General features: G+C 64.5%; 21 protein-coding genes. 15 read left to right on the top strand and 6 right to left on the bottom strand.

The features are described from left to right. The first annotated feature begins 14 nt into the window (after positions 1–14). The 7 genes from AC0L3X_RS32150 (at position 15) to AC0L3X_RS32180 (ending at position 11,387) form a co-directional block, all read left to right on the top strand. Positions 15–1,055, top strand: coding sequence for a CobW family GTP-binding protein (locus AC0L3X_RS32150; RefSeq protein WP_063985724.1), 1,041 nt, complete (start codon positions 15–17; stop codon positions 1,053–1,055). Then, positions 1,055–2,074: a WD40 repeat domain-containing protein gene (locus AC0L3X_RS32155; RefSeq protein ID WP_354098032.1), complete on the top strand. Its 1,020-nt coding sequence runs from the start codon at positions 1,055–1,057 to the stop codon at positions 2,072–2,074. Before AC0L3X_RS32150 ends, AC0L3X_RS32155 begins: the two co-directional genes overlap by 1 nt. Before the next feature lie 211 nt (positions 2,075–2,285). Then, the gene (locus AC0L3X_RS32160) at positions 2,286–5,828 is read left to right on the top strand and encodes an FG-GAP-like repeat-containing protein (RefSeq protein ID WP_063985722.1); all 3,543 of its coding nucleotides are present in this window, start codon (positions 2,286–2,288) and stop codon (positions 5,826–5,828) included. A 321-nt stretch (positions 5,829–6,149) separates the two neighbouring features. Next, complete coding sequence (locus tag AC0L3X_RS32165) at positions 6,150–9,299, top strand: beta strand repeat-containing protein (RefSeq protein WP_354132633.1); 3,150 nt, start codon at positions 6,150–6,152, stop codon at positions 9,297–9,299. A 108-nt stretch (positions 9,300–9,407) separates the two neighbouring features. Continuing rightward, positions 9,408–10,118 (top strand): MgtC/SapB family protein, encoded by a 711-nt coding sequence (locus tag AC0L3X_RS32170; protein ID WP_283017745.1) that lies wholly within the window; start codon positions 9,408–9,410, stop codon positions 10,116–10,118. A 101-nt stretch (positions 10,119–10,219) separates the two neighbouring features. Next, positions 10,220–10,552, top strand: a complete 333-nt coding sequence (locus tag AC0L3X_RS32175; protein WP_063986723.1) for a hypothetical protein — start codon at positions 10,220–10,222, stop codon at positions 10,550–10,552. Positions 10,553–10,646: 94 nt separating this feature from the next. Further along, a complete protein-coding gene (locus tag AC0L3X_RS32180) occupies positions 10,647–11,387 on the top strand; it encodes an acetoacetate decarboxylase (protein ID WP_063985719.1) in 741 nt (246 codons plus the stop codon). A 63-nt stretch (positions 11,388–11,450) separates the two neighbouring features. Here the strand turns inward: AC0L3X_RS32180 and AC0L3X_RS32185 are convergent, their stop codons facing one another. From AC0L3X_RS32185 to AC0L3X_RS32205, 5 genes are all read right to left on the bottom strand, one after another. Continuing rightward, positions 11,451–12,893: a homospermidine synthase gene (locus AC0L3X_RS32185; RefSeq protein ID WP_063985718.1), complete on the bottom strand. Its 1,443-nt coding sequence runs from the start codon at positions 12,891–12,893 to the stop codon at positions 11,451–11,453. A 68-nt stretch (positions 12,894–12,961) separates the two neighbouring features. Further along, positions 12,962–13,351: a RidA family protein gene (locus AC0L3X_RS32190; RefSeq protein WP_063985717.1), complete on the bottom strand. Its 390-nt coding sequence runs from the start codon at positions 13,349–13,351 to the stop codon at positions 12,962–12,964. A 134-nt stretch (positions 13,352–13,485) separates the two neighbouring features. Further along, positions 13,486–14,073: a GNAT family N-acetyltransferase gene (locus AC0L3X_RS32195; RefSeq protein WP_283017744.1), complete on the bottom strand. Its 588-nt coding sequence runs from the start codon at positions 14,071–14,073 to the stop codon at positions 13,486–13,488. 145 nt (positions 14,074–14,218) lie between these two features. Beyond that, positions 14,219–15,361, bottom strand: coding sequence for a type III PLP-dependent enzyme (locus AC0L3X_RS32200; RefSeq protein WP_063985715.1), 1,143 nt, complete (start codon positions 15,359–15,361; stop codon positions 14,219–14,221). Positions 15,362–16,036: 675 nt separating this feature from the next. Next, on the bottom strand, positions 16,037–16,291 hold the full coding sequence (locus AC0L3X_RS32205) for a hypothetical protein (RefSeq protein ID WP_063985714.1): 255 nt from the start codon (positions 16,289–16,291) through the stop codon (positions 16,037–16,039). 137 nt (positions 16,292–16,428) lie between these two features. Here AC0L3X_RS32205 and AC0L3X_RS32210 point away from each other — a divergent pair, with 137 nt between their 5' ends. The 3 genes from AC0L3X_RS32210 to AC0L3X_RS32220 are packed head-to-tail and all read left to right on the top strand — an operon-like array spanning position 16,429 to position 20,275. Continuing rightward, positions 16,429–18,510: a M3 family metallopeptidase gene (locus AC0L3X_RS32210; RefSeq protein ID WP_063985713.1), complete on the top strand. Its 2,082-nt coding sequence runs from the start codon at positions 16,429–16,431 to the stop codon at positions 18,508–18,510. Then, positions 18,510–19,148 (top strand): DUF1007 family protein, encoded by a 639-nt coding sequence (locus tag AC0L3X_RS32215; RefSeq protein ID WP_063985712.1) that lies wholly within the window; start codon positions 18,510–18,512, stop codon positions 19,146–19,148. Before AC0L3X_RS32210 ends, AC0L3X_RS32215 begins: the two co-directional genes overlap by 1 nt. Next, positions 19,145–20,275 (top strand): nickel/cobalt transporter, encoded by a 1,131-nt coding sequence (locus AC0L3X_RS32220; RefSeq protein WP_187387826.1) that lies wholly within the window; start codon positions 19,145–19,147, stop codon positions 20,273–20,275. Before AC0L3X_RS32215 ends, AC0L3X_RS32220 begins: the two co-directional genes overlap by 4 nt. A 175-nt stretch (positions 20,276–20,450) precedes the next feature. Here the strand turns inward: AC0L3X_RS32220 and AC0L3X_RS32225 are convergent, their stop codons facing one another. After that, the gene (locus AC0L3X_RS32225) at positions 20,451–20,849 is read right to left on the bottom strand and encodes an MAPEG family protein (RefSeq protein ID WP_063985710.1); all 399 of its coding nucleotides are present in this window, start codon (positions 20,847–20,849) and stop codon (positions 20,451–20,453) included. An 82-nt stretch (positions 20,850–20,931) separates the two neighbouring features. Here AC0L3X_RS32225 and hemH point away from each other — a divergent pair, with 82 nt between their 5' ends. The 5 genes from hemH (at position 20,932) to AC0L3X_RS32250 (ending at position 25,348) form a co-directional block, all read left to right on the top strand. Then, positions 20,932–21,969, top strand: coding sequence for a ferrochelatase (gene hemH, locus AC0L3X_RS32230; RefSeq protein ID WP_063985709.1), 1,038 nt, complete (start codon positions 20,932–20,934; stop codon positions 21,967–21,969). A gap of 11 nt (positions 21,970–21,980) precedes the next feature. Further along, entirely contained in the window at positions 21,981–22,958 is a 978-nt protein-coding gene (locus AC0L3X_RS32235; protein WP_063985708.1) for an ABC transporter substrate-binding protein, read from the top strand. Positions 22,959–23,034: 76 nt separating this feature from the next. Further along, the gene (locus AC0L3X_RS32240; RefSeq protein WP_225004714.1) at positions 23,035–23,592 is read left to right on the top strand and encodes a hypothetical protein; all 558 of its coding nucleotides are present in this window, start codon (positions 23,035–23,037) and stop codon (positions 23,590–23,592) included. A gap of 195 nt (positions 23,593–23,787) precedes the next feature. After that, positions 23,788–24,792, top strand: a complete 1,005-nt coding sequence (locus AC0L3X_RS32245) for an SPFH domain-containing protein (protein ID WP_071909416.1) — start codon at positions 23,788–23,790, stop codon at positions 24,790–24,792. A gap of 112 nt (positions 24,793–24,904) precedes the next feature. Then, positions 24,905–25,348 carry an NfeD family protein gene (locus AC0L3X_RS32250; protein ID WP_063985705.1) on the top strand — a complete coding sequence of 148 codons (444 nt, stop codon included), beginning with the start codon at positions 24,905–24,907 and terminating at the stop codon, positions 25,346–25,348. The last annotated feature ends 87 nt before the right edge of the window (positions 25,349–25,435 follow it).

The following is a 25,435-nucleotide window of genomic DNA, read 5'->3' on the forward strand; positions in this document are numbered from 1 at the left end:
ATGTCGGAGTTCTTATGTCTGAAGCGACTTCCCCGAAAATTCCCGTGACCGTGCTGACCGGCTATCTCGGTGCCGGCAAGACCACGCTTTTGAATCGCATCCTGTCGGAAAACCACGGCAAGAAATACGCCGTCATCGTCAACGAATTCGGCGAGATCGGCATCGACAACGACCTCATCATCGGCGCCGATGAGGAAGTGTTCGAGATGAACAATGGCTGCATCTGCTGCACCGTGCGCGGCGACCTCGTGCGCATCATGGACGGCCTGATGAAGCGCAAGGGCAAGTTCGACGCCATCATCGTCGAGACCACCGGCCTTGCCGATCCCGCGCCTGTCGCCCAGACCTTCTTCGTCGACGAGGACGTGCAGAAGAACGCGCGGCTCGACGCCGTCGTCACGGTTGCCGACGCCAAATGGCTGTCGGACCGGCTCAAGGATGCGCCCGAGGCCAAGAACCAGATCGCCTTCGCCGATGTCATCGTGCTCAACAAGACCGATCTCGTCACCAAGCCGGAGCTTGCCGAGGTCGAGGCCCGCATCCGCGCCATCAATCCCTATGCGAAGCTGCACCGCACCGAGCGCTGCTCGGTGGCCTTGGCTGACGTGCTCGACCGCGGCGCGTTCGACCTCGACCGCATCCTCGACATCGAGCCGGACTTTTTAAATGCCGATGATCATGACCATGACCATGATCATCACGGCCACGACCATCACCACCATGATCACGGCCACGGCCTGAAGCACTATCACGACGAGGACATGCAGTCGCTCTCGCTCAAGACCGACAAGCCGCTTGATCCGAACATGTTCATGCCCTGGCTCCAGAACCTGGTGCAGGTGGAGGGCGGGAAGATTTTGCGCTCCAAGGGCATCCTTGCGTTCCACGACGACGATGACCGCTACGTCTTCCAGGGCGTTCACATGATGCTGGAGGGCAACCACCAGCGGAAATGGAAGGACGGCGAGCCGCGCCAGAGCCGCCTCGTCTTCATCGGTCGCGAATTGCCGGAAAAGGCCATTCGCGAGGGTTTTGAGAGCTGCATCGTCTCGTGATGAAAGAGTTTACGCCGGCCCCCGATTCCGCCTCGATCGTCTCCGTCACCGATCGCGTCAAGCCTGTTACGCTCGGGATGGGCGTGACCTCGGTGTATTTCCTTGGGCCCCGCGCCGCCTTCGTCGGCGGCGAGGAGAATGTCGCGTTCGTCGACGCCAAGGGCGAGATCACGACGGTCGCCGTGCATAGTAGCGGCATTCTGTCGACCGCCTCCGACGGCAAGCGCCTCATGATGGGCGGCGACGATGGCAAGGTCGTGTCGCTCGACGCCAAGGGTGAGGTGACGCTGCTCGCCACCGATCCGAAGCGGCGCTGGATCGACGCGGTGGCGCTGCATCCCGACGGGGCCTATGCCTGGTCGGCCGGCAAGACGGCCACCGTCAAGAGCGGCAAGACCGAGGAGAAGTCGCTCGAGGTGCCCTCGACCGTCGGCGGTCTCGCGTTCGCGCCGAAGGGCCTGCGGCTCGCGATTGCCCATTACAACGGCGCGACGCTGTGGTTTCCGAACATGGAAGGATCGGCCGAATTCCTGCCCTGGGCCGGCTCGCATCTCGGCGTCACCTTCAGCCCGGACAACAAGTTCCTGGTCACCACGATGCACGAGGCGGCGCTGCACGGCTGGCGGCTTGCCGACAACAGGCACATGCGCATGACCGGCTATCCCGGCCGCGTCCGCTCGATGTCATGGAGCGCGGGCGGCAAAGGATTGGCGACTTCGGGTGCCGACACAGTCATCATCTGGCCGTTCGGCAGCAAGGACGGCCCGATGGGCAAGGAGCCCGCGATGCTCGCGCCCCTGCAGGCGCGCGTGTCCGTGGTCGCCTGCCATCCGAAGAACGACATCCTCGCCGCCGGCTACAGCGATGGCACCGTGCTGATGGTGCGGCTCGAGGACGGCGCCGAGATCCTCGTTCGCCGCAATGGCACGCCTCCGGTCGCCGCGATTGCCTGGAACGCCAAGGGCACGCTGCTGGCCTTCGCCGACGAAAATGGGGACGGCGGTCTACTGGAGCTATGAGGCCGACTATCCACAGCCTCTCCCTGTTATGTTATTTTTGTTATCGTGTAACATAACCGACAAGCAGCCTCTGTAGGGTCGCAGATGTAGAGAGCACGGCGTGCAATTTCGAATTGCTGCCGCGCGATCGAATGTGCCTGGCGCCGGTTTGTCCGGGGCCAGTGTGCATTTCGAATCCCCGCATCAACACGCGCCACCGCAGGGAATTCAGATGCCCGTCATCCCCGATCTTCCGACCATCACCAGCATCACAGCGACCGATCCGACCCAGACCGACGCCGGAACGGTGCACTACACCGTCACGTTCTCGAAGCCTGTTCTTGGCGTCACGATTGATCAGTTCAGCCTTGCAACGAGTGGCAGCATCGGCGGCGCGGGCATCACCGACGTGACACCGGTCGCCGGCAGCAACCTTTCGAGCTATACGGTCACGGTGAATACCGGATTCGGCTCCGGCTCGGTGGCGCTCCAGTTCACGGGAAGCAACGTCCACGATACCAATGGTTACTATGTCGGACCGTACCAATCCGAATCGAAGCTGACCGTAAACAGCCCGACGTCCTTCGCGATCGGCGACGTCAACGGAGACGGGAAGCTGGACGTCGTGATGGGGACAAACTTTTTCGTCAACCCGAGCTACGTCAGCGTGGCGCTGAACGACGGCACCGGTCACTTCTCCTCAGCCTCGAACACCTCGAGCCCAGGCCTATTGCCCTTGCTGGCGCTTGCCGATCTGAATGGCGACGGCAAGCTGGACATCGCACAGGTCACCCTCGACGGTACCGTGACTGTTCGTCTCGGCAACGGTAACGGCACGTTCGGGGCCAACACGAGCTATTCCGCCGGCAGCGGCGTCTATCAAACACCTAAAGTGATCGACGTGACCGGCGATGGCGTGCTCGACATCGTCGTCGGCAGCACGGTCCTGCCAGGAAATGGCAACGGTACGTTTGGGACTGCCATCACCACGAATCTCGGCGTCGGCTCCATCGCCTATGGCGACTTCAATGGAGACGGCAAGCTCGACCTCGTGACGAGGAATTCGACCAATCTGGCAATAGCGCTGAGCTTCGGCAATGGTGACGGCACGTTCCAGGCTCCGTCGTCCCCGGTCAAGACGGCGACATCTGTCCTCACCGGCGATTTCAACGGTGACGGCAAGCTCGACATGGCGGCCGTCAGCAGCGCCACAATCTCGATCCTGCTCGGCAACGGCGACGGTACTTTCACCTCGTCCGGGACGACTCTTCAGGCGGCGGGTACGATCGGATCCGGCGCGGTCGCCGACATCAACGGCGATGGCGTGGCTGATCTCGTGGTCGTCGGAACCAACAACACGCTCTCGACCTTCTTCGGTCACGGCGACGGCACGTTCGGGCAAGTGAGGATCTCGCCGCTCGACAAGACCGCCGGGCAGATCGGCGTCGGTGACCTGAACGGCGACGGCAAGGCCGACGTTCTGGTCGGATATCAATTCGGCACCAATCCTTTCACTCAAAGTTCGGGCACCGATATCCTGCTGACCGGTTCATCCAGCGAGACGGGACCGGCGTACACGATCGCGCGGACGTCGCCGGCGCTGACCATCACCGACGGGGACGTCACGCTCGGCGCCGACGGCAACAATTACATCAACGCGGCGCATTTCCATGGTGGGGCGACGATGTTGGCCGGCACCGGCAATGCCGGCGACACCATCTCGGTCACCGACGCCATGACTCACGCAGTCGTCGGCACGGCCACGGTCGGCCAGAACGGCACGTGGAGCCTCGGCGTGTCCGGCCTGCAGGACGGCACCACTTACAGCTATGTCGCGGCTGCGACCGACTCCCACGGCAACAGCAGCGTCGGCCCGGCGTTCACCTTCACGGTCGATGCGACCGCATCGCTCGGGATCACGGGCATCAATTTGTCGGCCGACTCGTCGGTGTCAAACCCGAAGGTCACCCTGCAGGGGACGACCGACGTGCCGGCGCAGGTGACCGTCTCGATTGGAGGGACCGACGTGATCGTCTCCAGCGCGACCGGATCGTGGCAGTTCAATAGCCAGGTCGTGCCATACGGATTGACGACGATCGTGGCTAGATTCTCGGATGCCGCAGGCAATGTCGGCGCCTCGCCGACCTATACGCTCATCAGGGGCAACTATACGCTTGTCTCCAGCACGCAGCTCGCCAACGCGGTGGTTGTCGACAGTTTCTTCACCGTGGATTCCAACGCCGCGGAGACCGGCGCGATCGTTCTCTCTGGCGCGGGCGAAATCGTCCGCGGGACCTCGACCGGGGCAACGATATACAATGGTGGGAGCCAAGGGCTCGAATACGGCACGGCGACCGGGACCCTGGTGCAGGCTGGCGCCACTCAGCTCGTGAGCTTCCAGGGGACCGCCAAGGACACGGTGCTTTATGGCACGCAAACGGTCGGCAACACGGCGATCCACACCACGATCAAGTCGGGCGGACTCCAGAACATCTACGTCAACGGCAGCACCTACGGCACCGTCATCGAGGCTCTTGGCACCCAAAGCACGGCCGGCGCCGACCACGATGCGACTGTCTTCGGTACGCAATATGTGACGGGCAGCAGCGCGAATGCCACGATCGGCTCGGGTGGCAATCAATACGATTACGGCACAGCGACCGGCGCAATGGTCCAGAGCGGCGGCTCCCAACACGTCTATCAGGGCGGCAGTGCCAGCGGCACCACCGTTGCTGCGGGCGGCTATCAGGACGTCTACCAGGGGACGGCCACCAACACCGTGCTCGCCGGCAATCAGCAGGTGCTTGCCGGTGGCCAGGCTGCCGGCACCGTCATCAATGCCGGTGGCCGGCAATATGTCGGCTCCGGTGGCGCGACCACCAATACGACCATCGCGATCGGCGGCTTCCAGTATGTCGACGCCGGCGCCACCGACAGCGGTGCGACCATCGCTGGTGGCCGGCAGTACATCGTCGGGTCAACGACGAGCGCGACCGTTGGCGCAGGCGGCGTTCAGTACGACTACGGGACGTCTATCGCGGTTCTTGTCGAGAGCGGCGGCATCCAGCATGTCTATCAGGGCGGCAGTGCGGATGGCACGACCGTTGCGGCGGGCGGCTATCAGGACGTTTCCCAGGGGACAGTCACCAACACCGTGCTCGACGGTGAGCAGCAGGTGCTCACGGACGGCCATGCCACCGGCACCACCATCAATGCCGGCGGGCGGCAATATGTCGGTTCGGGCGGCGCAACCACCGCCACGACCATCGAGACCGACGGCTTCCAGTATGTGGACTCCGGCGCCACCGACGGCAGTGCGACGATCAATGGCGGCTATCAGTTCGTCGCAGGTGCTGCGACCGCCGCAGCCGTCAGCGGTGGTGGCGAGCAGGAAGTGGGGGCGGGCGGCATCGCCTCGAACTCGCATCTCGACGGCGGCAGCGAGCATGTCTACGCCGGCGGCCTGCTCCAGAACGTCGATTTCGGCGGCTCGAACGGCGCAACGCTGGTGCTCGACGCGCCGACGGGCCTGTCTGGCGCGATCGCCAATTTCGGCGCTGACGACACCATCGACTTCCGCAACACGGTGGTCAGTAGTGTCGATGTCGACAGCGCGAACAATCTGACGGTCACGACCGACGGCGGCCAGAGCTACTCCTGGGCGCTGCTGGCGCAGTACGCAGCTTCGTCCTTCGTGCTCGCGGCCGACGGCAACGGCGGAACGATGCTGAGCTATGTGCCGCCACAGCAGACCTTGCTCGCGGCCGCTCACTAAGGCAGGCAAAACCAAGACGGACGGGCATTGGCTTCCATAGCGCCGATGCCCGTTCAAATTGACCGCGGCGCAACTCTCGCATGGATCGTCTGTCGATCTTGCGAGGGACCGGTTTCTGCGAGGCACAGGCTCCCTGCGTTATGTTGTTTATCGTTAATGTGTAACATAACCGACAAGCAGTCCCTGTAGGGTCGCAGATGTAGAGAGCACGGCGTGCAATTTCGAATTGCTGCCGCGCGATCAGTTGCGCTTGGCGTCGGCCTGTCCGGAGCCGGCGTGCAATTCGAATCCTCGCATCAAGCGCCACGCCAGGGAATCCCCATGCCACTCATCCCCGATCTTCCGACGCTCGTCAGCATCACAGGCACCGATCCGTCGTCGACCGACGCGTCCGTCGTGCACTACACCGTCACCTTTTCGAAGCCGGTGTCCGGCGTCACGGTCGATCAGTTCACCCTCGCCACGACGGGGAGCATCAATGGTGCCGGCATCACGGACATCACGCCGGTGGCTGGCAGCAACGGCGCGAGCTACACGGTCACGGTCAACACCGGCTCGGGCAGCGGTTCGCTGGGGCTGCAACTGACCGGCACCAATGTGCACGATTCCAGCGGCTATTATATCGGGCCATTCCAGTCCGAGTCGCAGATGGCCGGCCCGCGCTTCAGCATCATCAACACGGCGGCGGTCGGCGACGTCCACGGCGATGGCAAGCAGGATATGGTGTACATCCGAACCGTCAGCGCTTCCGCATATTTTCTCGATGTCAGGACCAATGACGGCACGGGCCAGTTCAAGCAAACCTCGCTGACCGGCGCCTCGGAGCTGGAATCGTCGATTCGACTCGGCGACGTCAACGGCGACGGCAAGCTGGACGTCCTGATGGGCAACATCTTCACCGGGACCCTGGACGTCAGGCTGGGCAATGGCGACGGCACGTTCGCGGCGGCGACGAAGTATGCGACGGGTGGCAGCACTGGCGGCAATATCAGGGCGTTTGCCGACTTCAACGGCGACGGCAGGGCCGACGTGATCATGTCGAACAACATCGGCACGTCGCTGCTGCTCGGTAACGGCGATGGTTCTTTCGGATCGCCCATTGCCACGAATGCCTCCAACGCCTTCGCAAGCGGAGATTTCAACGGCGATGGAAAGATCGATCTGCTTGTGCAGGACTCGTCAAGTTCGCCGGTTGCCGTGCGGCTTGGCAACGGGGATGGCACGTTCCAATCCCCGATCACGGCCGGCACCTCATCCAGAACGATCAGCGGCGACTTCAACGGCGACGGCAAGCTTGATCTTGCACTCGGAACCAACAACTCGATTGCGATCCTGCTCGGCAACGGCGACGGCACCTTCGCGTCGCCACAGACCTTCCTGACACCGGCGCCCATCTGGAACTTGGCGGCCGCGGACTTCAATGGCGACGGTAAAACGGACCTCGCCGTGGTCGCTAGCAGCAACAATACGCTTTCGACCTTCTACAGTCGCGGTGACGGCACGTTCGGCCCGGCGGTGACGTTGCCGCTCGCTTCGGGCGCCAACGGAATCACCGTCGGTGACCTCAATGGAGACGGAAAAGCCGACGTGGTGGTGGAGTGGACAACGAGCAACTCCTCGACCGGCGAGGATGTTTTCCTCACCGCGCCGAATTCGACCACCACGCAATATACGATCAGCCGCACGCCTCCGGCCCTGACGATCGTCGATGCGGACGTGACGCCGGGTGCGGACGGCAACAATTACATCAACGCGGCGCACTTCCATGGCGGGATGACGACCCTGTCCGGCTCCGGCAATGCCGGAGACACCGTCACGGTCACGAATGCCGGCGACAATTCCGTCGTTGGCGTCACCACGGTTGGCAGCGACGGCAGCTGGAGCCTCGGCGTGTCCGGCCTCCAGGACGGCTCGACCTACAGCTACGCCGCGACCGCCACGGATAGCCTGGGCAACCATAGCAACCCCGGGCCCGCATTCACCTTTACGGTCGATGCGACCGCCCCCGTCCTCGCGATCACGAGCATCGAAAATTCCGATGCAACGCCCTTTTCGATCACCGTCCGGGGCACGCTCGACCTGGCTGACGCGACCTCCGCGCTCACCTTGTCGTTTGGTCCAACGGATCACGCAGTCACCAGCGCCGCCGACGGCACCTGGCGGCTGGACAATCTGTCTCCGGCAACCGGACTTTCCTATGTGACGGCCCGTCTGCGCGACGCCGCCGGCAATACCGGCGTGTCGCAATCGATCCCTCTCGCCTTTGGCTACACGCTAGCGAGCGGCGCCTCACTTGAGAACGCGATCGTCGCGGCGGCCTCCTCGTCCTTCAACCCGAGCCTTGTTGTCCGCGGCACCTCGGTCGGGGCGACCGTCTTGCGCAACGGAATCGAAGAAGACTACGGCATCTCGACCGGATCGGTGGTCAAGAACGGCGGCCAGCAGCATGTTTTTGGCACCGGCACGACCGGCGCGATGATCGAAGCCGGCGGCTATCAGGACATCCGCGCCGGTGGGCGTGCGACAGATACCCTGTTGTACGGTTTCGGGCAGGTCTACGCTAACGGCACCTCGGCCCACACCACGATCAAGGCTGGCGGACAGCAGTCCGTTGCCGCCGGCGGCCGCGACGTCAACTCGACGATCGACGGCGGAACGCAATATCTGAGCGGAACGGCGACGGGCACGACGGTGGGCGCCGGCGGCAATCAATACGATTACGGCACGGCGAATGGCGTCCTCGTCGCGAGTGGCGGCTCCCAACACGTCTATCAGGGCGGTAGGGCCGCCGGAACGACGGTCGCGGCGGGTGGCTACCAGGATGTTTACCAAGGTACCGTCACCGACACCGTGCTCGACGGCGATCAGCAGGTGCTCGGCAATGGCCACGCTGCCGGCACCGTCATCAATGCCGGTGGGCGGCAATATGTCGGCTCCGGTGGCGCGACAACGGGCACGACGATCGCAGCCGGCGGCTTCCAGTACGTGGACGCCGGCGCTACCGACGGCAGCGCGACGATCAATGGCGGCTATCAGTTCGTCGCAGGCGCTGCGACCGCAACGACGGTCAGCGGCGGTGGCGAGCAGGATGTCGGGGCGGGCGGCAACGTCTCGAACGCGCATCTGGATGGCGGCAGCGAGCATGTCTACGCCGGCGGCCTGCTCCAGAACGTCGATTTCGGCGGCTCCGACGGCGCAGCGCTGGTGCTGGACACGCCGGCGGGTCTGACCGGCTCGATCGCCAATTTCGGCGCCGATGACACCATCGACTTCCGCAACACGGTGGTCAGCAGTGTCGATGTCGACGGCGCGAACAATTTGACGGTCACGACCGACGGCGGCCAGAGCTACTCCTGGGCCCTGCTGGCGCAATACTCGGCCTCGTCCTTCGTGCTCGCCTCCGACGGCAACGGCGGCACCGTGCTGAACTACACGCCGCCCCAGCAGATGTTGCTCGCGGCCGCTCATTAAGGCGGAGAAAGCAAGACGACCGGGCATCGGCTTCCACAGCCGGTGCCCGTTCAAATTGACCTCGTCGGCACTCTCGCATAGATCGTGTGCCAACCCGTGCGAGGGACCATGCGGTTTTTGACGACCTTCCAGATTGCTGACTTCGCCGACACGCTGGTCAGCCTGTTCACAGCCTTCGTGCTGGGCACGCTGATCGGCGCCGAGCGGCAGTACCGCCAGCGCACCGCGGGTCTGCGCACCAACGTGCTGGTCGCGGTCGGTGCTGCCGCCTTCGTCGATCTCGCCATGCACCTGACCGGCGCCGACGGTGCGGTCCGCGTGATCTCCTATGTTGTCTCGGGCATCGGCTTCCTCGGCGCCGGCGTCATCATGAAGCAGGGCATGGACGTGCGCGGGCTCAACACCGCGGCGACGCTGTGGGCCTCGGCCGCCGTCGGCTCCTGTGCCGGCGCGGACATGGTCGCGCAGGCGGCCGCGCTGACCGTGTTCGTCATCGCCGGCAACACCATGCTGCGCCCGCTGGTCAACGCCATCAACCGCATTCCGCTGAACGAGAAGACCTCGGAGGCGACCTACTATTTCAAGCTCGCCGTCGCGGCCGACGCCCTGCCCGACATGCGCGACCGTCTCGTCGACAAGTTGGAGGCCGCGAAATATCCGGTGGCCGATATCGACGTGGTTGAGACTGGGGATGACCTGATCGAGATTGTCGCAAAGCTGGTTGCGACCGCAGTCGATCCGAACGAGCTGAACGCGGTGGCGACCGATCTCCAGCACCTGCCGGGCGTCCGCCACGCGGAAGTCAACACCTCCGACTGAGCGTGGCGTTTTGGCGCGCGAAGGCACGGTTCCCGCCTCGTCCGCCATGGAACCGCAGTCGGGCAAGTTCGTTGGTCCCGCGGACAAAGGCGGTGATCGACATGCCCGGCCCAAATGACAAGCGCAGACTGAAACGCGACCTGATGATCGCCTGCTCGCTGTTCGCAGCAGGCGTCGTGGTGTCAGGTCTATCGCTGGCGCAGATCCGGGCCGAAAGCCGGACGCAGACGGCGCAGGCGACGCAACCGCTCCAGGGCACGCCGTCCAGCGATCAGGACAAGACGCCCGCGCAGGCCAAGCCCGGTGGCGACCGGCCGACCACGCCGGCCCCCGAGCCCGCGCGCCCCGATCCGCAGACGCAGGGTGCGGCGACCAAGCCGGCACTGCCGGCGGCGCCCGCGGAGAAGATCGCGCCGCCGATCAAGGAGAAGTAGCCCGGCGGCCGGCGTATTGTGACGCGCATTTGATCTCGCCTCGGCAGACGGCCCGTTCCATAATCTGTCGCGCCAACGACAGATGGGGCCTCCCATGAAGATCGAAGACGTCCGCCGCACCGCTTATTCGATGCCGCTCACCAACCCGGCATTCCCGCCGGGGCCATATCGCTTCTTCGACCGCGAATATTTCATCATCACCTACAGGACCGATCCCGAAGCCCTCGCCGCCATCGTGCCCGAGCCGCTCGAGGTGGCGGAGCCGGTGGTGAAATACGAATTCATCCGCATGCCCGACTCGACCGGATTCGGCGACTACACCGAAACCGGGCAGGTGATTCCGGTCCGCTTCAAGGGCGAGGAGGGCGGCTACACCCACGCGATGTATCTGGACGACGAGGCCCCGATCGCCGGCGGCCGCGAGCTGTGGGGCTTTCCGAAAAAGCTCGCAAGGCCCAAGATCGAGATCGAGAGCGACGTCCTGGTCGGCTCGCTGCATTACGGCTCGGTCCTCTGCGCTTCGGCCACGATGGGCTACAAGCACCGCAAGGTCGACCACGACATGGTGCTGAAATCGATGGCGGCGCCGAACTTCATCCTGAAGATCATCCCGCATGTCGACGGCAGCCCGCGGATCTGCGAGCTGGTGCGGTTTCATCTCGATGACGTCGTGCTGAAGGAAGCATGGACCGGCCCTGCCGCGCTTGGCCTGTTTCCTCACGCACTCTGCGACGTCGCCCGCCTGCCGGTGCGCGAGGTGGTCTCGGCGCTGCATTTCAAAGCGGACCTGACGCTCGGGCTCGGCAGCGTGGCGTTCGATTACTTGGCGAAATAGGTCGGCAAAAAGAAATGCCCGGCACAAGGCCGGGCATCGCTATCAACCGGAAGCGCTGAGAGGTCAGCGCACCAGGACATTCCGGAACTGCCAGGGATCGCTCGTGTCGATGTCTTCCGGGAACAGTCCCGGACGATCCGTCAGCGGCGTCCAGTCGGTGTAGTAACCCTTCACCGGGCCGAGATACGGCAGCTGGATCTCCAGCAGACGATCGAAATCCATCTCGTCGGCTTCGACGATGCCTTCGTTCGGGTTTTCCAGCGCCCACACCATGCCGCCGAGCACGGCGGAGGTCACCTGCAGGCCGGTGGCGTTCTGATAGGGCGCGAGTTGGCGGGTCTCTTCGATGGAGAGCTGCGAGCCGTACCAATAGGCATTGTTGTCGTGGCCGAACAGCAGCACGCCCAGTTCGTCGATGCCGTCGACGATTTCGTTCTCATCGAGGATGTGGTGCTTTTCCTGCATCTTCGCGGCACGGCCGAACATTTCGTGCAGCGACAGCACGGCATCGTCGGCCGGATGGTAGGCGTAGTGGCAGGTCGGCCGGTAGACCGCTGTGCCCGATGCGTCGCGCACCGTGAAGTAATCGGAGATCGAGATCGACTCGTTGTGGGTGACGAGAAAGCCATACTGCGCGCCGCGGGTCGGGCACCAGGTGCGCACGCGCGTGTTGGCGCCGGGCTGCATCAGATAGATGGCGGCGCCGCAGCCGGCTTCGTGGGTCCGCGCATTCTCGGGCATCCATTTTTCATGGGTGCCCCAGCCGAGTTCGGACGGCTGCACGCCTTCCGACAGGAAGCCTTCGACCGACCAGGTGTTGACGAAGACATCAGGCTCTTTCGGCGACTTGGAGCGCTGGGTGTCACGCTCGGCGATGTGGATGCCCTTGATGCCGGCCTGCCGCATCAAATCGGCCCACTCGGCCTTGGTCTTCGGCTTGGGGGCATTGAGCTTCAGGTCGGCGGCGACGTTGAGCAGCGCCTGCTTGACGAAAAAGGAGACCATGCCGGGATTGGCGCCACAGCAGGAGACGGCCGTCGTCGAGCCCGCCGGGCGCGCCTTCTTGGCGGCCAGCGTCACTTCGCGAAGCGCGTAGTTGGAACGCGCTTCCGGGCCCTTCGAGGAATCGAAATAGAAACCGAGCCAGGGCTCGTTGACGGTATCGATGTAGAGCGCGCCGAGCTCATTGCAGAGCTCCATGATGTCGGTGGAGCCGGTATCGACCGAGAGATTGACGCAAAAACCCTGGCCGCCGCCTTCGGTGAGCAGCGGGGTCAGCAACTCCCGGTAATTGTCCCGGGTCACGGCCTTCTGGATGAAGCGGACGTTCTGCTTCTCGCAATGCGCCTTGCGGCCCTCGTCCTTGGGATCGATCACGGTGACGCGCGACTTGTCGTAGTCGAGATGCCGCTCGATCATCGGCAGCGTTCCTTTGCCGATGGAGCCGAAGCCGACCATGACGATGGGACCAGTGATCTTCGCGTAGATCTGCGAGGGGTGGCTCATGGGATGGTTTCTCCGGAACGTGCTGGCAGACAAAGGGTGGGGGGGTGGATCAGGCGCTGCGGCGCTTGTCAGACGCTGCGGCGCTTGGCGGTGACTTCGATCTCGACCTTCATCTCGGGCTTGGCGAGGGCGCTGACGACCAGCAATGTCGCAGCCGGCCTGATATCGCCGAGAACCTCGCCGCAGACGGCGAAGTGGGCATCGATGTAGCTGGCGTCGGTGACGTAGTAGGTCGCACGGACGATATCGGCCATCTCGAATCCGCCCTCCTTCAGGGCGGCTTCGATGGTCTTGAAGCAGTTGCGTGACTGGCTCGTGACATCTGATGGCATCGTCATCGTCGTGTAGTCATAGCCGGTGGTTCCGGCGACGAAGGCGAACTCGCCGTCGATCACGGCGCGGCTGTAGCCGACAGTCTTCTCGAGGGGAGAGCCGGTGGAGATCAGGCGACGGGACATGGTCGTGGGCCTCGACTGAACGGGGTGTTGGCGGGTTAAAGGGCGTTTCTCAGGCCCGCGCAACCCCAAAGGAACGGGCACGCGCGAGCATCGCCGCGGAACGCGGCTTAAGTCGTCGCCATCATGGCAATCCCTTAGGCCGCGTGCGCCTGGAGGGCGCGAACTACCCTCCGTTTGGGCAGGGCCGTGCCGGTCGGCACGATCATCCCCTCAACGCCATCCAGCGCACCGGCCTGGAATTCGATCGCCAGCAGGCGATCGCGCTCGAACGGGCCGGGCAGCATCAATGCGCCGGTCTTCTCGGGCGAGAAGCCGAAGCGGGCGTAATAGGGGGCATCGCCGAGAAGGATCACGGCGGCATGCCCGCGCGCCCGGGCGGCGGCCAGCGCTTGATGCATCAGCGCGGCGCCGATCCCGAGCTCGCGGAAGGCAGGGTCCACCGCCAGCGGTCCGAGGACCAAAGCGGGCCTGCCTCCGGCGCTGACGTGCCACAGCCGCACGGTTCCCACGAGTGTCCCCTCGCGCACAGCCGACAGGGCAAGGCCTGCGGCAGGTGCACGTCCGTCGCGCAGGCGCTGGCAGGTGCGGCCGTGGCGGTTCTCGCCAAAGCTTGCATCCAGCAGCGCTTCACGGGCGGCGACGTCGGCAGCACGTTCCGCACGGATCGCGAACGGAGCGGCTTTCGAAGTGAGGGCGACTTGTGGCTTCCGAAAAGCAGTCATGGCGCGTCAGTCCCCGCTTGAACCCGCGTGCGAGAAGCACGCCGGCTCAAGACGTCGTCAGAATGGCAATGTCAGGAAGGGAGCCGGCGGACCGGCTCCCGGGTTCGTCAGGCCTCAAAACGAGAGGCGGATCAGATGTGGCAAATCAGATGTGGTACGTCTTCAGCGGCGGGATGCCGTTGAACGCCACCGCCGAGTAGGTCGACGTATAGGCCCCGGTGCCTTCGATCAGCAGCTTGTCGCCGATCTCGAGCGTGACGGGGAGCGGATACGGGCTCTTCTCGTACAGCACGTCGGCGCTGTCGCAGGTCGGGCCTGCGAGCACGCACGGCGTCATGTCCGCACCGTCATGCGGGGTGCGGATGGCGTAACGGATCGACTCGTCCATGGTCTCGGCGAGACCGCCGAACTTGCCGATGTCCAAATACACCCAGCGCACCTCGTCCTCGTCGCTCTTCTTCGAGATGAGCACGACTTCGGATTCGATGATGCCGGCATTGCCCACCATGCCGCGACCCGGCTCGATGATGGTCTCCGGAATCTGGTTGCCGAAGTGCTTGCGCAGCGCGCGGAAGATCGAGCGGCCGTAGGTGACCACCGGCGGCACGTCCTTCAGGTACTTGGTCGGGAAGCCGCCGCCCATGTTGACCATAGAGAGGTTGATGCCGCGCTCGGCGCAGTCGCGGAACACCTGCGAGGCCATCGCCAGCGCACGGTCCCACGCCTTCACCTTGCGCTGCTGCGAGCCGACATGGAAGGAGATGCCGCACGGCTCCAGGCCCAGGCGCTTGGCAACGTCGAGCACGTCGACAGCCATTTCCGGGTCGCAGCCGAACTTGCGCGACAGCGGCCATTCGGCGCCGGCGCAGTCATAGAGGATGCGGCAGAACACCTTCGCGCCGGGAGCGGCACGGGCGACCTTCTCGACCTCAGGAACGCAGTCGACCGCGAACAGCCGGATGCCGAGCGCGAAGGCGCGCGCGATGTCGCGCTCCTTCTTGATCGTGTTGCCGAAGGAGATGCGGTCGGGCGTAGCTCCTGCTGCCAGCGCCATTTCGATCTCGGCGACTGTCGCGGTGTCGAAGCAGGAGCCCATGGATGCTAGCAGGGACAACACTTCCGGCGCCGGGTTCGCCTTGACGGCATAGAACACGCGGCTGTCGGGCAGCGCCTTGGCAAAGGTCTGGTAATTGTCGCGCACGACCTCGAGGTCGACGACGAGGCAAGGCTCGGTGTCCCGGCCCTCGCTGCGGCGGTTGCGCAGGAATTCCTGAATACGTTCGGTCATAGCACTCTCCCAAACGGCCCAGCGACGGGGATCCGTTCAAAAAATGTCGTCGGATAAGAGCGCTCCGGCCAGATCGCGCGATGGAGGCGCGACGAGCCAAAGACTCAAACCAGACTGTGCTGCCGTGGATTGGTTGGGATTGTTCCCGCCCGCACACCTGGCAATGAAGGACAAGCCTTTTCAGTAGCCCGCGCCGGCGTTGGACTGCCGGTAGAGACCAAAAAAGCCCGATCCGTCGTTGCTTTAAGTCGCGTCCCCCGTTGAGAGCGGGGTGCGCCGGTTCGCCTCCGGCTGCCAGTCACGGTTGCAAAAAGTGAAGTCACCTTCGACTAGGCATCTCTTTGAGAGAGATGCTGGACGCTCCGGGTTTGCTTCCTCGTCCGACCTTTCGGTCTCGCGACTTCCGCACTTCCGAAGAGCCCCTCGGCTTCTTCACCCCTTGGCGGCTGTCCGGCCTCTTGTCCGGATACCTACCGACTGACACACGACCACAGGCACGTGCGAAATTGGGCAAGAGCGCACATAAGCGTTTTGACTCAGCTTCGCAAGAATTTTTTTAGGCTGAGGACAGAATTGCCTAACATCTGCTTGCGCAGTGTTGCACGAGCGGCGCGGAAGATGAACGCGCGTTAAGTTTTCTCAGCCGTGCGCGCGTCTTGCGCGCGCGAGGAAGCGTCAGCGGCGCTTCGTGAACGGCTCGACGCGCTGAGCCGCGCGGATGAACGCGGTCATCACGAGCACGCCGAGCGCGAACAGCACAGCCTGCAGGATGTGCGTGCCCTGCTCGCCGAGCCCGAACAGGATCGCGAGCGCCCAGCCGCCGGCGAACGCGGCGCCGAACACCTCGGCGCCGATCAGGATGGCGGCGCTGACGACAGTGATGACGCTCGGCCAGACGATCTGACGGGAAGAGGAGACAGGCGCGTTCATGAGCTCTGGGGTCCGTGGCTTCGAGGGCCGCAATCTCCCCGAAAAGGCGGCCGGGAGCAAGGGCAAATGGCCCAAAAAAGCCCCATCGCGTGCTATAGCTGACCCCAACAATCGAACCACAAAAACCGGGACTAGCGATGTCAGACCCCCGCCAAACCACGGACCCCGAGACCAACCCGCTGCTGAAGGCCTGGGTGACGCCGTTTGCGACCCCGCCCTTCGACGAGGTCAAGCCCGAGCACTTTCTGCCCGCCTTCGAGCAGGCCTTCGCCGATCACTCCGCGGAGATCGCGGCGATCACCAACGATCCGGCGGCCGCCGACTTCGCCAACACCATCACGGCGCTGGAGCGCTCCGGCAAGCTCCTCACCAAGGTCGCGGCGGTCTTCTACGACCTCGTCTCGGCGCATTCCAACCCGGCCATCCTGGAGATCGACAAGGAGGTCTCCTTGCGGATGGCGCGGCACTGGAATCCGATCATGATGAACGCCGTGCTGTTTGGTCGCATCGCCCATCTGCACGAGAACCGCGCCGGTCTTGGTCTTTCGCCGGAGCAGCTCCGCCTGCTGGAGCGCACCTACACCCGTTTCCACCGTTCCGGCGCCGGCCTCTCCGAAGAGGCGAAGGCGCGGATGGCGGAGATCAACGAGAAGCTCGCCCAACTCGGCACCGGCTTCAGCCACCACCTGCTTGGCGACGAGCAGGAGTGGTTCATGGAGTTGGGGGAGGCCGACCGCGAGGGCCTGCCGGAGAGCTTTGTCGCCGCCGCCAAGGCTGCGGCGGAAGAGCGCGGCATGCACGGCAAGGCCATCGTCACGCTGTCGCGCTCCTCGACCGAGCCGTTCCTGAAGAGCTCGGCCCGCCGCGACCTGCGCGAGAAGGTCTACAAGGCCTTCACGGCGCGCGGCGACAACGGCAATGCCAACGACAACAACGGCACCATCGTCGAGATCCTGCAACTGCGCGAGGAGAGCGCCAAGCTTCTGGGCTATCCGACCTTCGCCGCCTACCGGCTCGAGGATTCCATGGCCAAGACGCCGGATGCGGTGCGCGGCCTGCTGGAGCGGGTCTGGAAGCCGGCGCGTGCGCGTGCGCTCTCCGACCGCGACGAGATGCAGGCGCTGATCACGGAAGAGGGCGGCAATTTCAAGCTCGCGCCCTGGGACTGGCGCTTCTATGCCGAAAAACTCCGCCTCCAGCGCGCCAATTTCGACGACGCCGCGATCAAGCCGTATCTTACGCTCGATCACATGATCGCCGCCGCCTTCGACTGCGCCACCCGCCTGTTCGGCATCACCTTCGAGGAGCGCAAGGACGTGCCGGCCTGGCACCCGGATGTAAGGGTCTGGGAGGTAAAGGGGCCGGACGGCAAGCACAAGGCGCTGTTCTACGGCGACTACTATGCTCGGCCGTCGAAGCGCTCCGGCGCCTGGATGACCTCGCTGCGCGACCAGCAGAAGCTCGACGGCGAGATCGCGCCGCTCGTCATCAATGTCTGCAACTTCGCCAAGGGCGCGAACGGCGAGCCCTCGCTGCTGTCGCCCGACGATGCCCGGACCCTGTTCCATGAGTTCGGCCACGGCCTGCACGGCATGCTCTCCAATGTGACCTATCCGTCACTCTCGGGCACCGCGGTGTTCACCGACTTCGTCGAGCTGCCGTCCCAGCTCTACGAGCACTGGCAGGAGCGGCCCGAGGTGCTGCAGCAGTTCGCCCGCCACTACCAGACCGGCGAGCCGCTGCCGGACGATCTGCTCCAGCGCTTCCTCGCCGCACGAAAGTTCAACCAGGGCTTTGCCACGGTCGAGTTCGTCTCCTCGGCGCTGGTCGATCTCGAATTCCACACCCAGCCGGCTTCCGCCGCGCAGGATGTCCGCGCCTTCGAGAAGAAGGAGCTGGAGAAGATCGGCATGCCCGAGGAGATCTCGCTGCGCCACCGCCCCACCCAGTTCGGCCACATCTTCTCCGGCGACCATTATGCCTCCGGTTACTACAGCTACATGTGGTCGGAGGTGATGGACGCCGACGCCTTCGGCGCCTTCGAGGAGGCCGGCGACATCTTCGATCCTGCAGTGGCAAAGCGCCTGCACGACGACATCTACTCCTCGGGTGGATCGGTCGATCCCGAGGCCGCCTATGAAGCCTTCCGCGGCCGCCCGCCGGAGCCCGACGCGCTGCTCCGCCGGCGCGGCCTGCTCGATGGCGCAAGGGCAGCCTGATGGGCATGCGTGCCCTGTTCGGCCTGTTGCTCGCCGCTGCGATGACGTTCGCAGCCGGCGCGGCGCGGGCGCATCCGCATGTCTGGATCACCGCGACCAGCGAGCTGCTCTACGCCGCCGACGGCTCGATCACCGGCGTCCGCCACGCCTGGACCTTTGATGACATGTTCTCGGCCTATGCCCTGCAGGGGCTCGAGAGCAAGACCAAGGGCGCCTATACGCGCGAGGAGCTGGGGCCGCTGGCGCAGACCAATGTCGAGTCGCTGAAGGAATACGCCTACTTCACCTTCGCGCGAGGCGACGGCAAGAAGGAGCGATTTAACGAGCCGGTCGACTACTTCCTCGACTACAAGGATACCGTGCTGACCCTGCACTTCACGCTGCCGCTGAAGAACCCGGTCAAGCCCAAGCAGCTGGTGCTCGAAGTGTTCGACCGCTCCTACTTCATCGACTTCCAGATGGCCAAGGACAATCCGGTCAAGCTGGTCGGCGCGCCCGCCGGCTGCCAGATGAAGCTCGATCGTCCCAACGACGGCTCCGCCGCCGCGCAGAAGCTCAACGAGCAGACCTTCCTGAACGGTGAGAACTCGAATTTCGGCATGATGTTCGCCAACAAGATCACGGTGGATTGCCCTTGAAGCCGCAACTCTCCCCGTTCGCACGCGGGCTGCTTGCCTGCGCTGCGGCTGTCGTCGTGCTCGGTGTGGCGGACGCCGCGCTTCACGATCTCCTCGCGCAAAATCCGTTCGGTGCACCACGCCCGGCGCAGGCCGCGGAGCCCGAGGCCAGCGGCGTCATTGGCTGGCTGTTGGCAAAGCAGTCGGAATTCTATCGCCAGATGTCGGCGACCATTCGCGCCGCGAAGTCCGACGGCTCGGCGGTGTGGACGCTGCTCTTCATCTCCTTTGCCTATGGCATCTTCCACGCCGCCGGCCCCGGCCACGGCAAGGCGGTGATCGCCTCCTATCTCGTCGCCAACCGCGAGACCGCGCGGCGCGGCATCGCGCTGTCGTTTGCCTCGGCGCTGATGCAGTCGCTGGTGGCGATCCTGATCGTCGGCATCTCGGCCTGGGTGCTGAACGCCACCGCCAAGACCATGTGCAAGGCGGAAGGCGCGATCGAGATCGCGAGCTACGGCCTGATCGCGCTGTTCGGCCTGCGGCTGGTCTGGGTCAAGGGCCGCACCTTCATCCGCGCGCTGCAGGCGGTCCAGCCGGTGCCGGCGATCGCCGGCGTGCCGCATGACCATCACGATCACGGCCATCACCATGATGTCCATGATCATCACGACCACGATCACGGTCATGATCACCATCATCACGACCAAGGTCACGCCAACGCCCATCACCACCACGGGCACGACCACGTCCATGACGAGCATTGCGGCCATTCCCACGGCCCCACGCCGAGCGAGCTCGCCGGTCCCGGCGGCTGGCGGCGCGGGTTCGCTGCGATCCTGACCGTCGGCATCCGGCCCTGCTCGGGCGCGATCCTGGTGCTGGTGTTCGCGCTCGCGCAGGGCCTGTTCTGGGCCGGCATCGCCGCGACCTTGCTGATGGGACTCGGTACCGCAATTACGGTCGCGGCTATCGCCGTCGTCGCCGTCTCCGCCAAGGACATCGCCGCCCGCCTCAGCGCCGGGCGCGACGGCGGCGGTGCGCTGTTCATGCGCGGCATCGAATTCGGCGCCGCCGCTCTCGTGCTGCTGTTCGGCGCGGGCCTGCTGTTCGGCTACATCGCCGCCGAACGGACGACGTGTTTTTAAGGTTGCTCTTTCCCTCCCCCCTTGTGGGTGAGGGTGGCTCGCCGCGTAGCGGCGAGACGGGTGAGGGGTATCTCTCCGCGAGCAAACCTCTCACGATTGAATCGTGCGGAGAGATACCCCTCATCCGTCGCGCTACGCGCGCCACCTTCTCCCACAAGGGGAGAAGGAAGAAAGATCACACCGGCAAAAACCGCTTCAACGCCGGCATGAAGAAGATCCCGAGATTGATCGCAAAACCGATGCTCCAGAGGATCGAGCGCAGTGTCGGGCGGTTGCCGAGATAGGTCAGCACGTAGGCGATCCGCACGATCAGGAACAGCACGGCGAGCTCGTCAATCAGCCGCTGCGGCGAATCCCGGAATTCGGCAAGCAGCACCGCGAAGGCGAAGAACGGAAAGGTCTCGATGCCGTTCTGGTGGGCACCAAGCGCGCGCTGCGCCAGCGCATCCTCGAAGAAGGCGGGGTCGCGCGGCCGGGAATTGTCGAAGATGCGAAACCGCGTCCATTTGATCGAGACGATCGTCGCCAGATAAAGCAGCAGCGCTCCCAATACGCAGAATTCCGCGAGTGTCATCAGCCCCTCCCCGCTTGGGCGCGACCCTAGCGAAATCGACCTCATCTTGACAAGTTCGGAGCAACGCGCGACGCAACTGATCATGACGACAATTGCCCCCATCGCAGCGCAAAAGCCCGCCGTCCGGTCCAGCCTGCGGCGCGTCGGCGTGCTCCTGGTCAATCTCGGCACGCCCGATACGGCCGATGCGCCCGGCGTGCGGGTCTATCTCAAGGAGTTCCTCTCGGACGCCCGCGTCATCGAGGACCAGGGGCTGGTCTGGCAGTTCGTGCTCAACGGCATCATCCTGCGCAGCCGTCCCCGCACCAAGGCGCTGGACTATCAGAAGATCTGGAACAATGAGCGGAACGAGTCGCCGCTGAAGACCATCACGCGCTCGCAGAGCGACAAGCTTGCGGCCGCACTGTCTGACAGCGACCACGTCGTCGTGGACTGGGCGATGCGCTACGGCAATCCCTCGATCAAGTCGGGCATCGATGCGCTGATCGCGAAGGGGTGCGACCGCATCCTCGCCGTGCCGCTCTATCCGCAATATTCCGCCTCGACCTCGGCGACGGTCTGCGACGAAGTGTTTCGCGTGCTCGCCCGCTTGCGGAATCAGCCGACGCTGCGGGTGACGCCGCCTTATTACGAGGACGAGGCCTATATCGAGGCGCTCGCGATCTCGATCGAGACGCATCTAGCGACGCTGCCGTTCGCGCCGGAGCTGATCGTGGCATCCTTCCACGGCATGCCGAAATCCTATGTCGACAAGGGCGATCCCTATCAGTCCCACTGCGTCGCCACGACCGATGCGCTGCGCCGCCGACTCGGCATGGACGAGACGAAACTGCTGCTGACCTTCCAGTCCCGCTTCGGCAATGACGAGTGGCTCCAGCCCTACACCGACAAGACCATGGAGCGGCTGGCCAAGGAAGGCGTGCGCCGCATCGCGGTGGTGACGCCGGGCTTTTCCGCCGACTGCCTGGAGACGCTGGAGGAGATCGCGCAGGAGAATGCCGAGATCTTCAAGCATAATGGCGGCGAGCAGTTTTCCGCGATCCCCTGTCTCAACGACAGCGATCCCGGTATGGACGTGATCCGCACCCTGGTGCTGCGCGAGCTTCAGGGCTGGATCTGATGGCGTGTCCCATGAACCGCCGCGAGACTTTGGCGCTTCTTGGGACGATCGCCGCGCTGCCGGCCTCGGTGCTGGCGCAGCAGCCGAACGCGACGCGGCGGCTCGGCGTGCTCTCGGTCACGGCCGCGGATGACGCGATCGGGCAGGCCCGCAGCACGATCCTGGTCGAGACGCTCGCCGCCCATGGCTGGAAGGAGCACGACAACCTCAGGATCGATTGGCGCAGCGGCGCCGGCGACCGGGCACGCATCGCGCGCCTCGCCGACGAACTCGTGGCGCTCAAGCCGGACATCCTGCTCGCGGTCGGCACGCCGTCGGTCGAGGAGCTGCGCCAGCGCACCACGACGATTCCGATCGTCTTCGCCGTCGTCACCGATCCCGTCAGCCAGGGCTTTGTCAAAAACCTCGCTCATCCCGGCGGCAACATCACCGGCTTCACCGATTACGACGGCCCGCTCGCCGGCAAATGGCTGGAGATGCTGACGCAGGTCACGCCAAAAGTGTCCCGCGTCTTCGTCGTCTACAATCCTGCCACCGCGCCGTTCGCGCCCCTGATGCTGCGCACGATCGAGGACGCCGCACGGACGCTTCACGTGTCGGTCGAGGCAGCGCCGGTTCACGACGCTGGCTCGATCGCCGCGCTGGCTTCGCGGAAGGACGGCGGCCTGCTGGTGCTGCCTGACTTCTTCACCATGGCCAATCGTGCCCAGCTCCTGGCTGCAATCGGTGAAGCCCGCGTGCCGGCGGTGTTCTGGAGCCGCACCTTCGTCGACGAGGGCGGGCTGATGTCCTACAGCACCGACAGCGCCGAGCAGCTCCGCCGCGCCGCCAACTACATCGATCGCATCCTGAAAGGCGCGCAGGCAGCCGACCTGCCGGTCCAGAACCCCACCAAGTTCGAGCTGGCGATCAACCTGAAGACGGCGAGGGCGCTGGGGCTGACCATGTCGCCCTCGCTGCTTGCGCTCGCCAACACCGTGGTTGAATAGGGGCGCCGAAGCTACCTTCGACTGGTGATTCCGGAATTCCTGGGGCAAAATGACGGTGGGGATGTTGCCGCGAGCGATGCGGCTCGAACGGGGCGGGCGCGATTACATGCGGGGATTGTTGCTTGTAGCTGTCGTGGCCTGCGGACTCGCTGGCTGCAACACGACCGGGGACGTAGCGTCGACCATGTATCCGGAAGCGGTGCGGGCCGGCGGTGCCGTCAAGAGCGATACGGCCATTGTCCTGGTCGCGAACGGCGGCAGCGAGACGATCAACTATCTTCAGTTCGTTCACAACGGTTTTCCCGCGATCAATGCGCGAGGGATCAGCGTTGCTCCGGACGGCTTTGTTGCGATTCCAGTCGCGGTCGGAACGACGGGGCTTGAGCTGCAAAACTATACGACGACGGGGCGCCCGGGCACCTATCTCCCGAATGGCGCGTCGATGGGATTCGTGCCGGTGCATACGCCCAAGATCGATCTTCCCGCCCCCGGACTGTATTACGTTGCGACCGTCTTTCCGGGGCAGCAACGCAGTTTCGAGACAAGGCCGACGGCCGTCCAACTGGCGAAGCTGCGAAAGGAGCGGCCCGAGCTCGCCGCGCTGAAGCCGGTGAATTTTACATGGTCCAACTAGGACACCGGCCGTTGCTAGGTTGCCTCCGTGCCCTTTCAAGGGCTTTCTCACAATACTTATCGGCGATCGTTCCGCCTCCGTACTTCTTGTGGAAATGTCGCTCCGCGCCGACGTGAATGGTGACCGCTGAACCGGTAAGGTCGCGTTCCCGACCAATGACAGCGCGGGAAAGGGCTTTCCCGCCTTGGAGGAAATATGAGCGGTTTCGATGTTTTCGCGATTGTTCTGGTGTTGCTCGTCATCGTCACGCTGGTCGCCGGCGTGAAGACGGTGCCGCAGGGCTATGACTGGACCATCGAGCGGTTCGGTAAATACACCCAGACGCTGAGCCCCGGGCTCAACCTGATCGTGCCCTATTTCGATCGCGTCGGACGCAAGATCAACATGATGGAGCAGGTGATCGACATTCCCGAGCAGGAGGTCATCACCAAGGACAACGCCACCGTGACGGTGGACGGCGTCGCCTTCTACCAGGTGTTCGATGCCGCCAAGGCGAGCTACGAGGTCTCCAACCTGACCCAGGCCATCACCGTCCTGACCATGACCAACATCCGCTCGGTGATGGGCGCGATGGATCTCGACCAGGTGCTGTCGCATCGCGACGAGATCAACGAGCGCCTGCTTCGCGTCGTCGACGCCGCGGTCTCGCCCTGGGGCCTCAAGGTCAACCGCATCGAGATCAAGGACATCGTGCCGCCCGCCGACCTCGTCGAAGCCATGGGCCGGCAGATGAAGGCCGAGCGCGTCAAGCGCGCCGACATTCTGGCCGCCGAAGGCCAGCGCCAGTCCGAGATCCTGCGCGCCGAGGGCGCCAAGCAGGGCCAGATCCTCCAGGCCGAGGGCCGCAAGGAAGCTGCGTTCCGCGACGCCGAGGCTCGCGAACGTTCCGCGGAGGCCGAGGCCAAGGCGACGCAGATGGTCAGCGAAGCGATTTCCAAGGGTGATGTCGCCGCGCTGAACTATTTCATCGCCGACAAGTATATCAAAGCGTTCGGGCAACTGGCCGACTCGCCGAACCAGAAGGTCATCATGCTTCCGGTCGAAGCGATGAGTATGCTGGGCTCGCTCGCCGGCATCGGCGAGATCGCCAAGGCAACGTTCGGCGAAAGCGCGGCGTCCGCGGCCGCTGCCGCCCGCCGCGGCGGCTCGGTGCCGACGACCGGCCCCACGCCGCCGGCGGTGCCGCCGCGACAGGGGTAATCAAAGCGCATGCATTTTCGAAAAGTGCATGCGGCAATTTAAAGCGCATGCCCCGGAAAAGTGGGGACCGGTTTTCCGATCAGGGCATACGCCAGCATAAAGAGGTCGTGTCATGACCGACATGTTCGTATCGCTCGGCACCTGGAATTGGCTGATCTTCGGTTTCATCGTGATGGCGCTGGAGGTGCTGGCGCCGGGCGTATTCCTGTTCTGGCTCGGGCTCGCCGCGCTGCTGGTCGGCCTGATCTCCTTTGCTGTCGCCGTGTCGTGGCAGATCCAGCTGGTGATGTTCGCAATCTTCGCAGCCGCCGCCGTGCCGGTGTGGCGCCGGCTCGCGCGGCCGAAGCTGGACGCAAGCACGAGCCCCTTCCTGAACAAGCGAAGCGAGGCATTGCTCGGCCGCGAGTTCACGCTGGAGAAGCCGATCATCGACGGCAACGGCACCGTGCGCCTCGGCGACACGGTGTGGCGCGTGGCCGGCCCCGATACGCCGGCCGGGACGCGGGTGAAGGTGGTGCAGGTTGACGGTGCAAATTTGACGGTGGCCGCGGCGTAGTTCTCTCTTCCCCTCTCCCCTTGTGGGCCTGTTGCGTAATTCGTCAATTGTGATTCCCTAGGGCAAAGCCTTGGAGGGTAGCGATGG

The organism is Bradyrhizobium sp. MI1.7 (assembly GCF_055811795.1).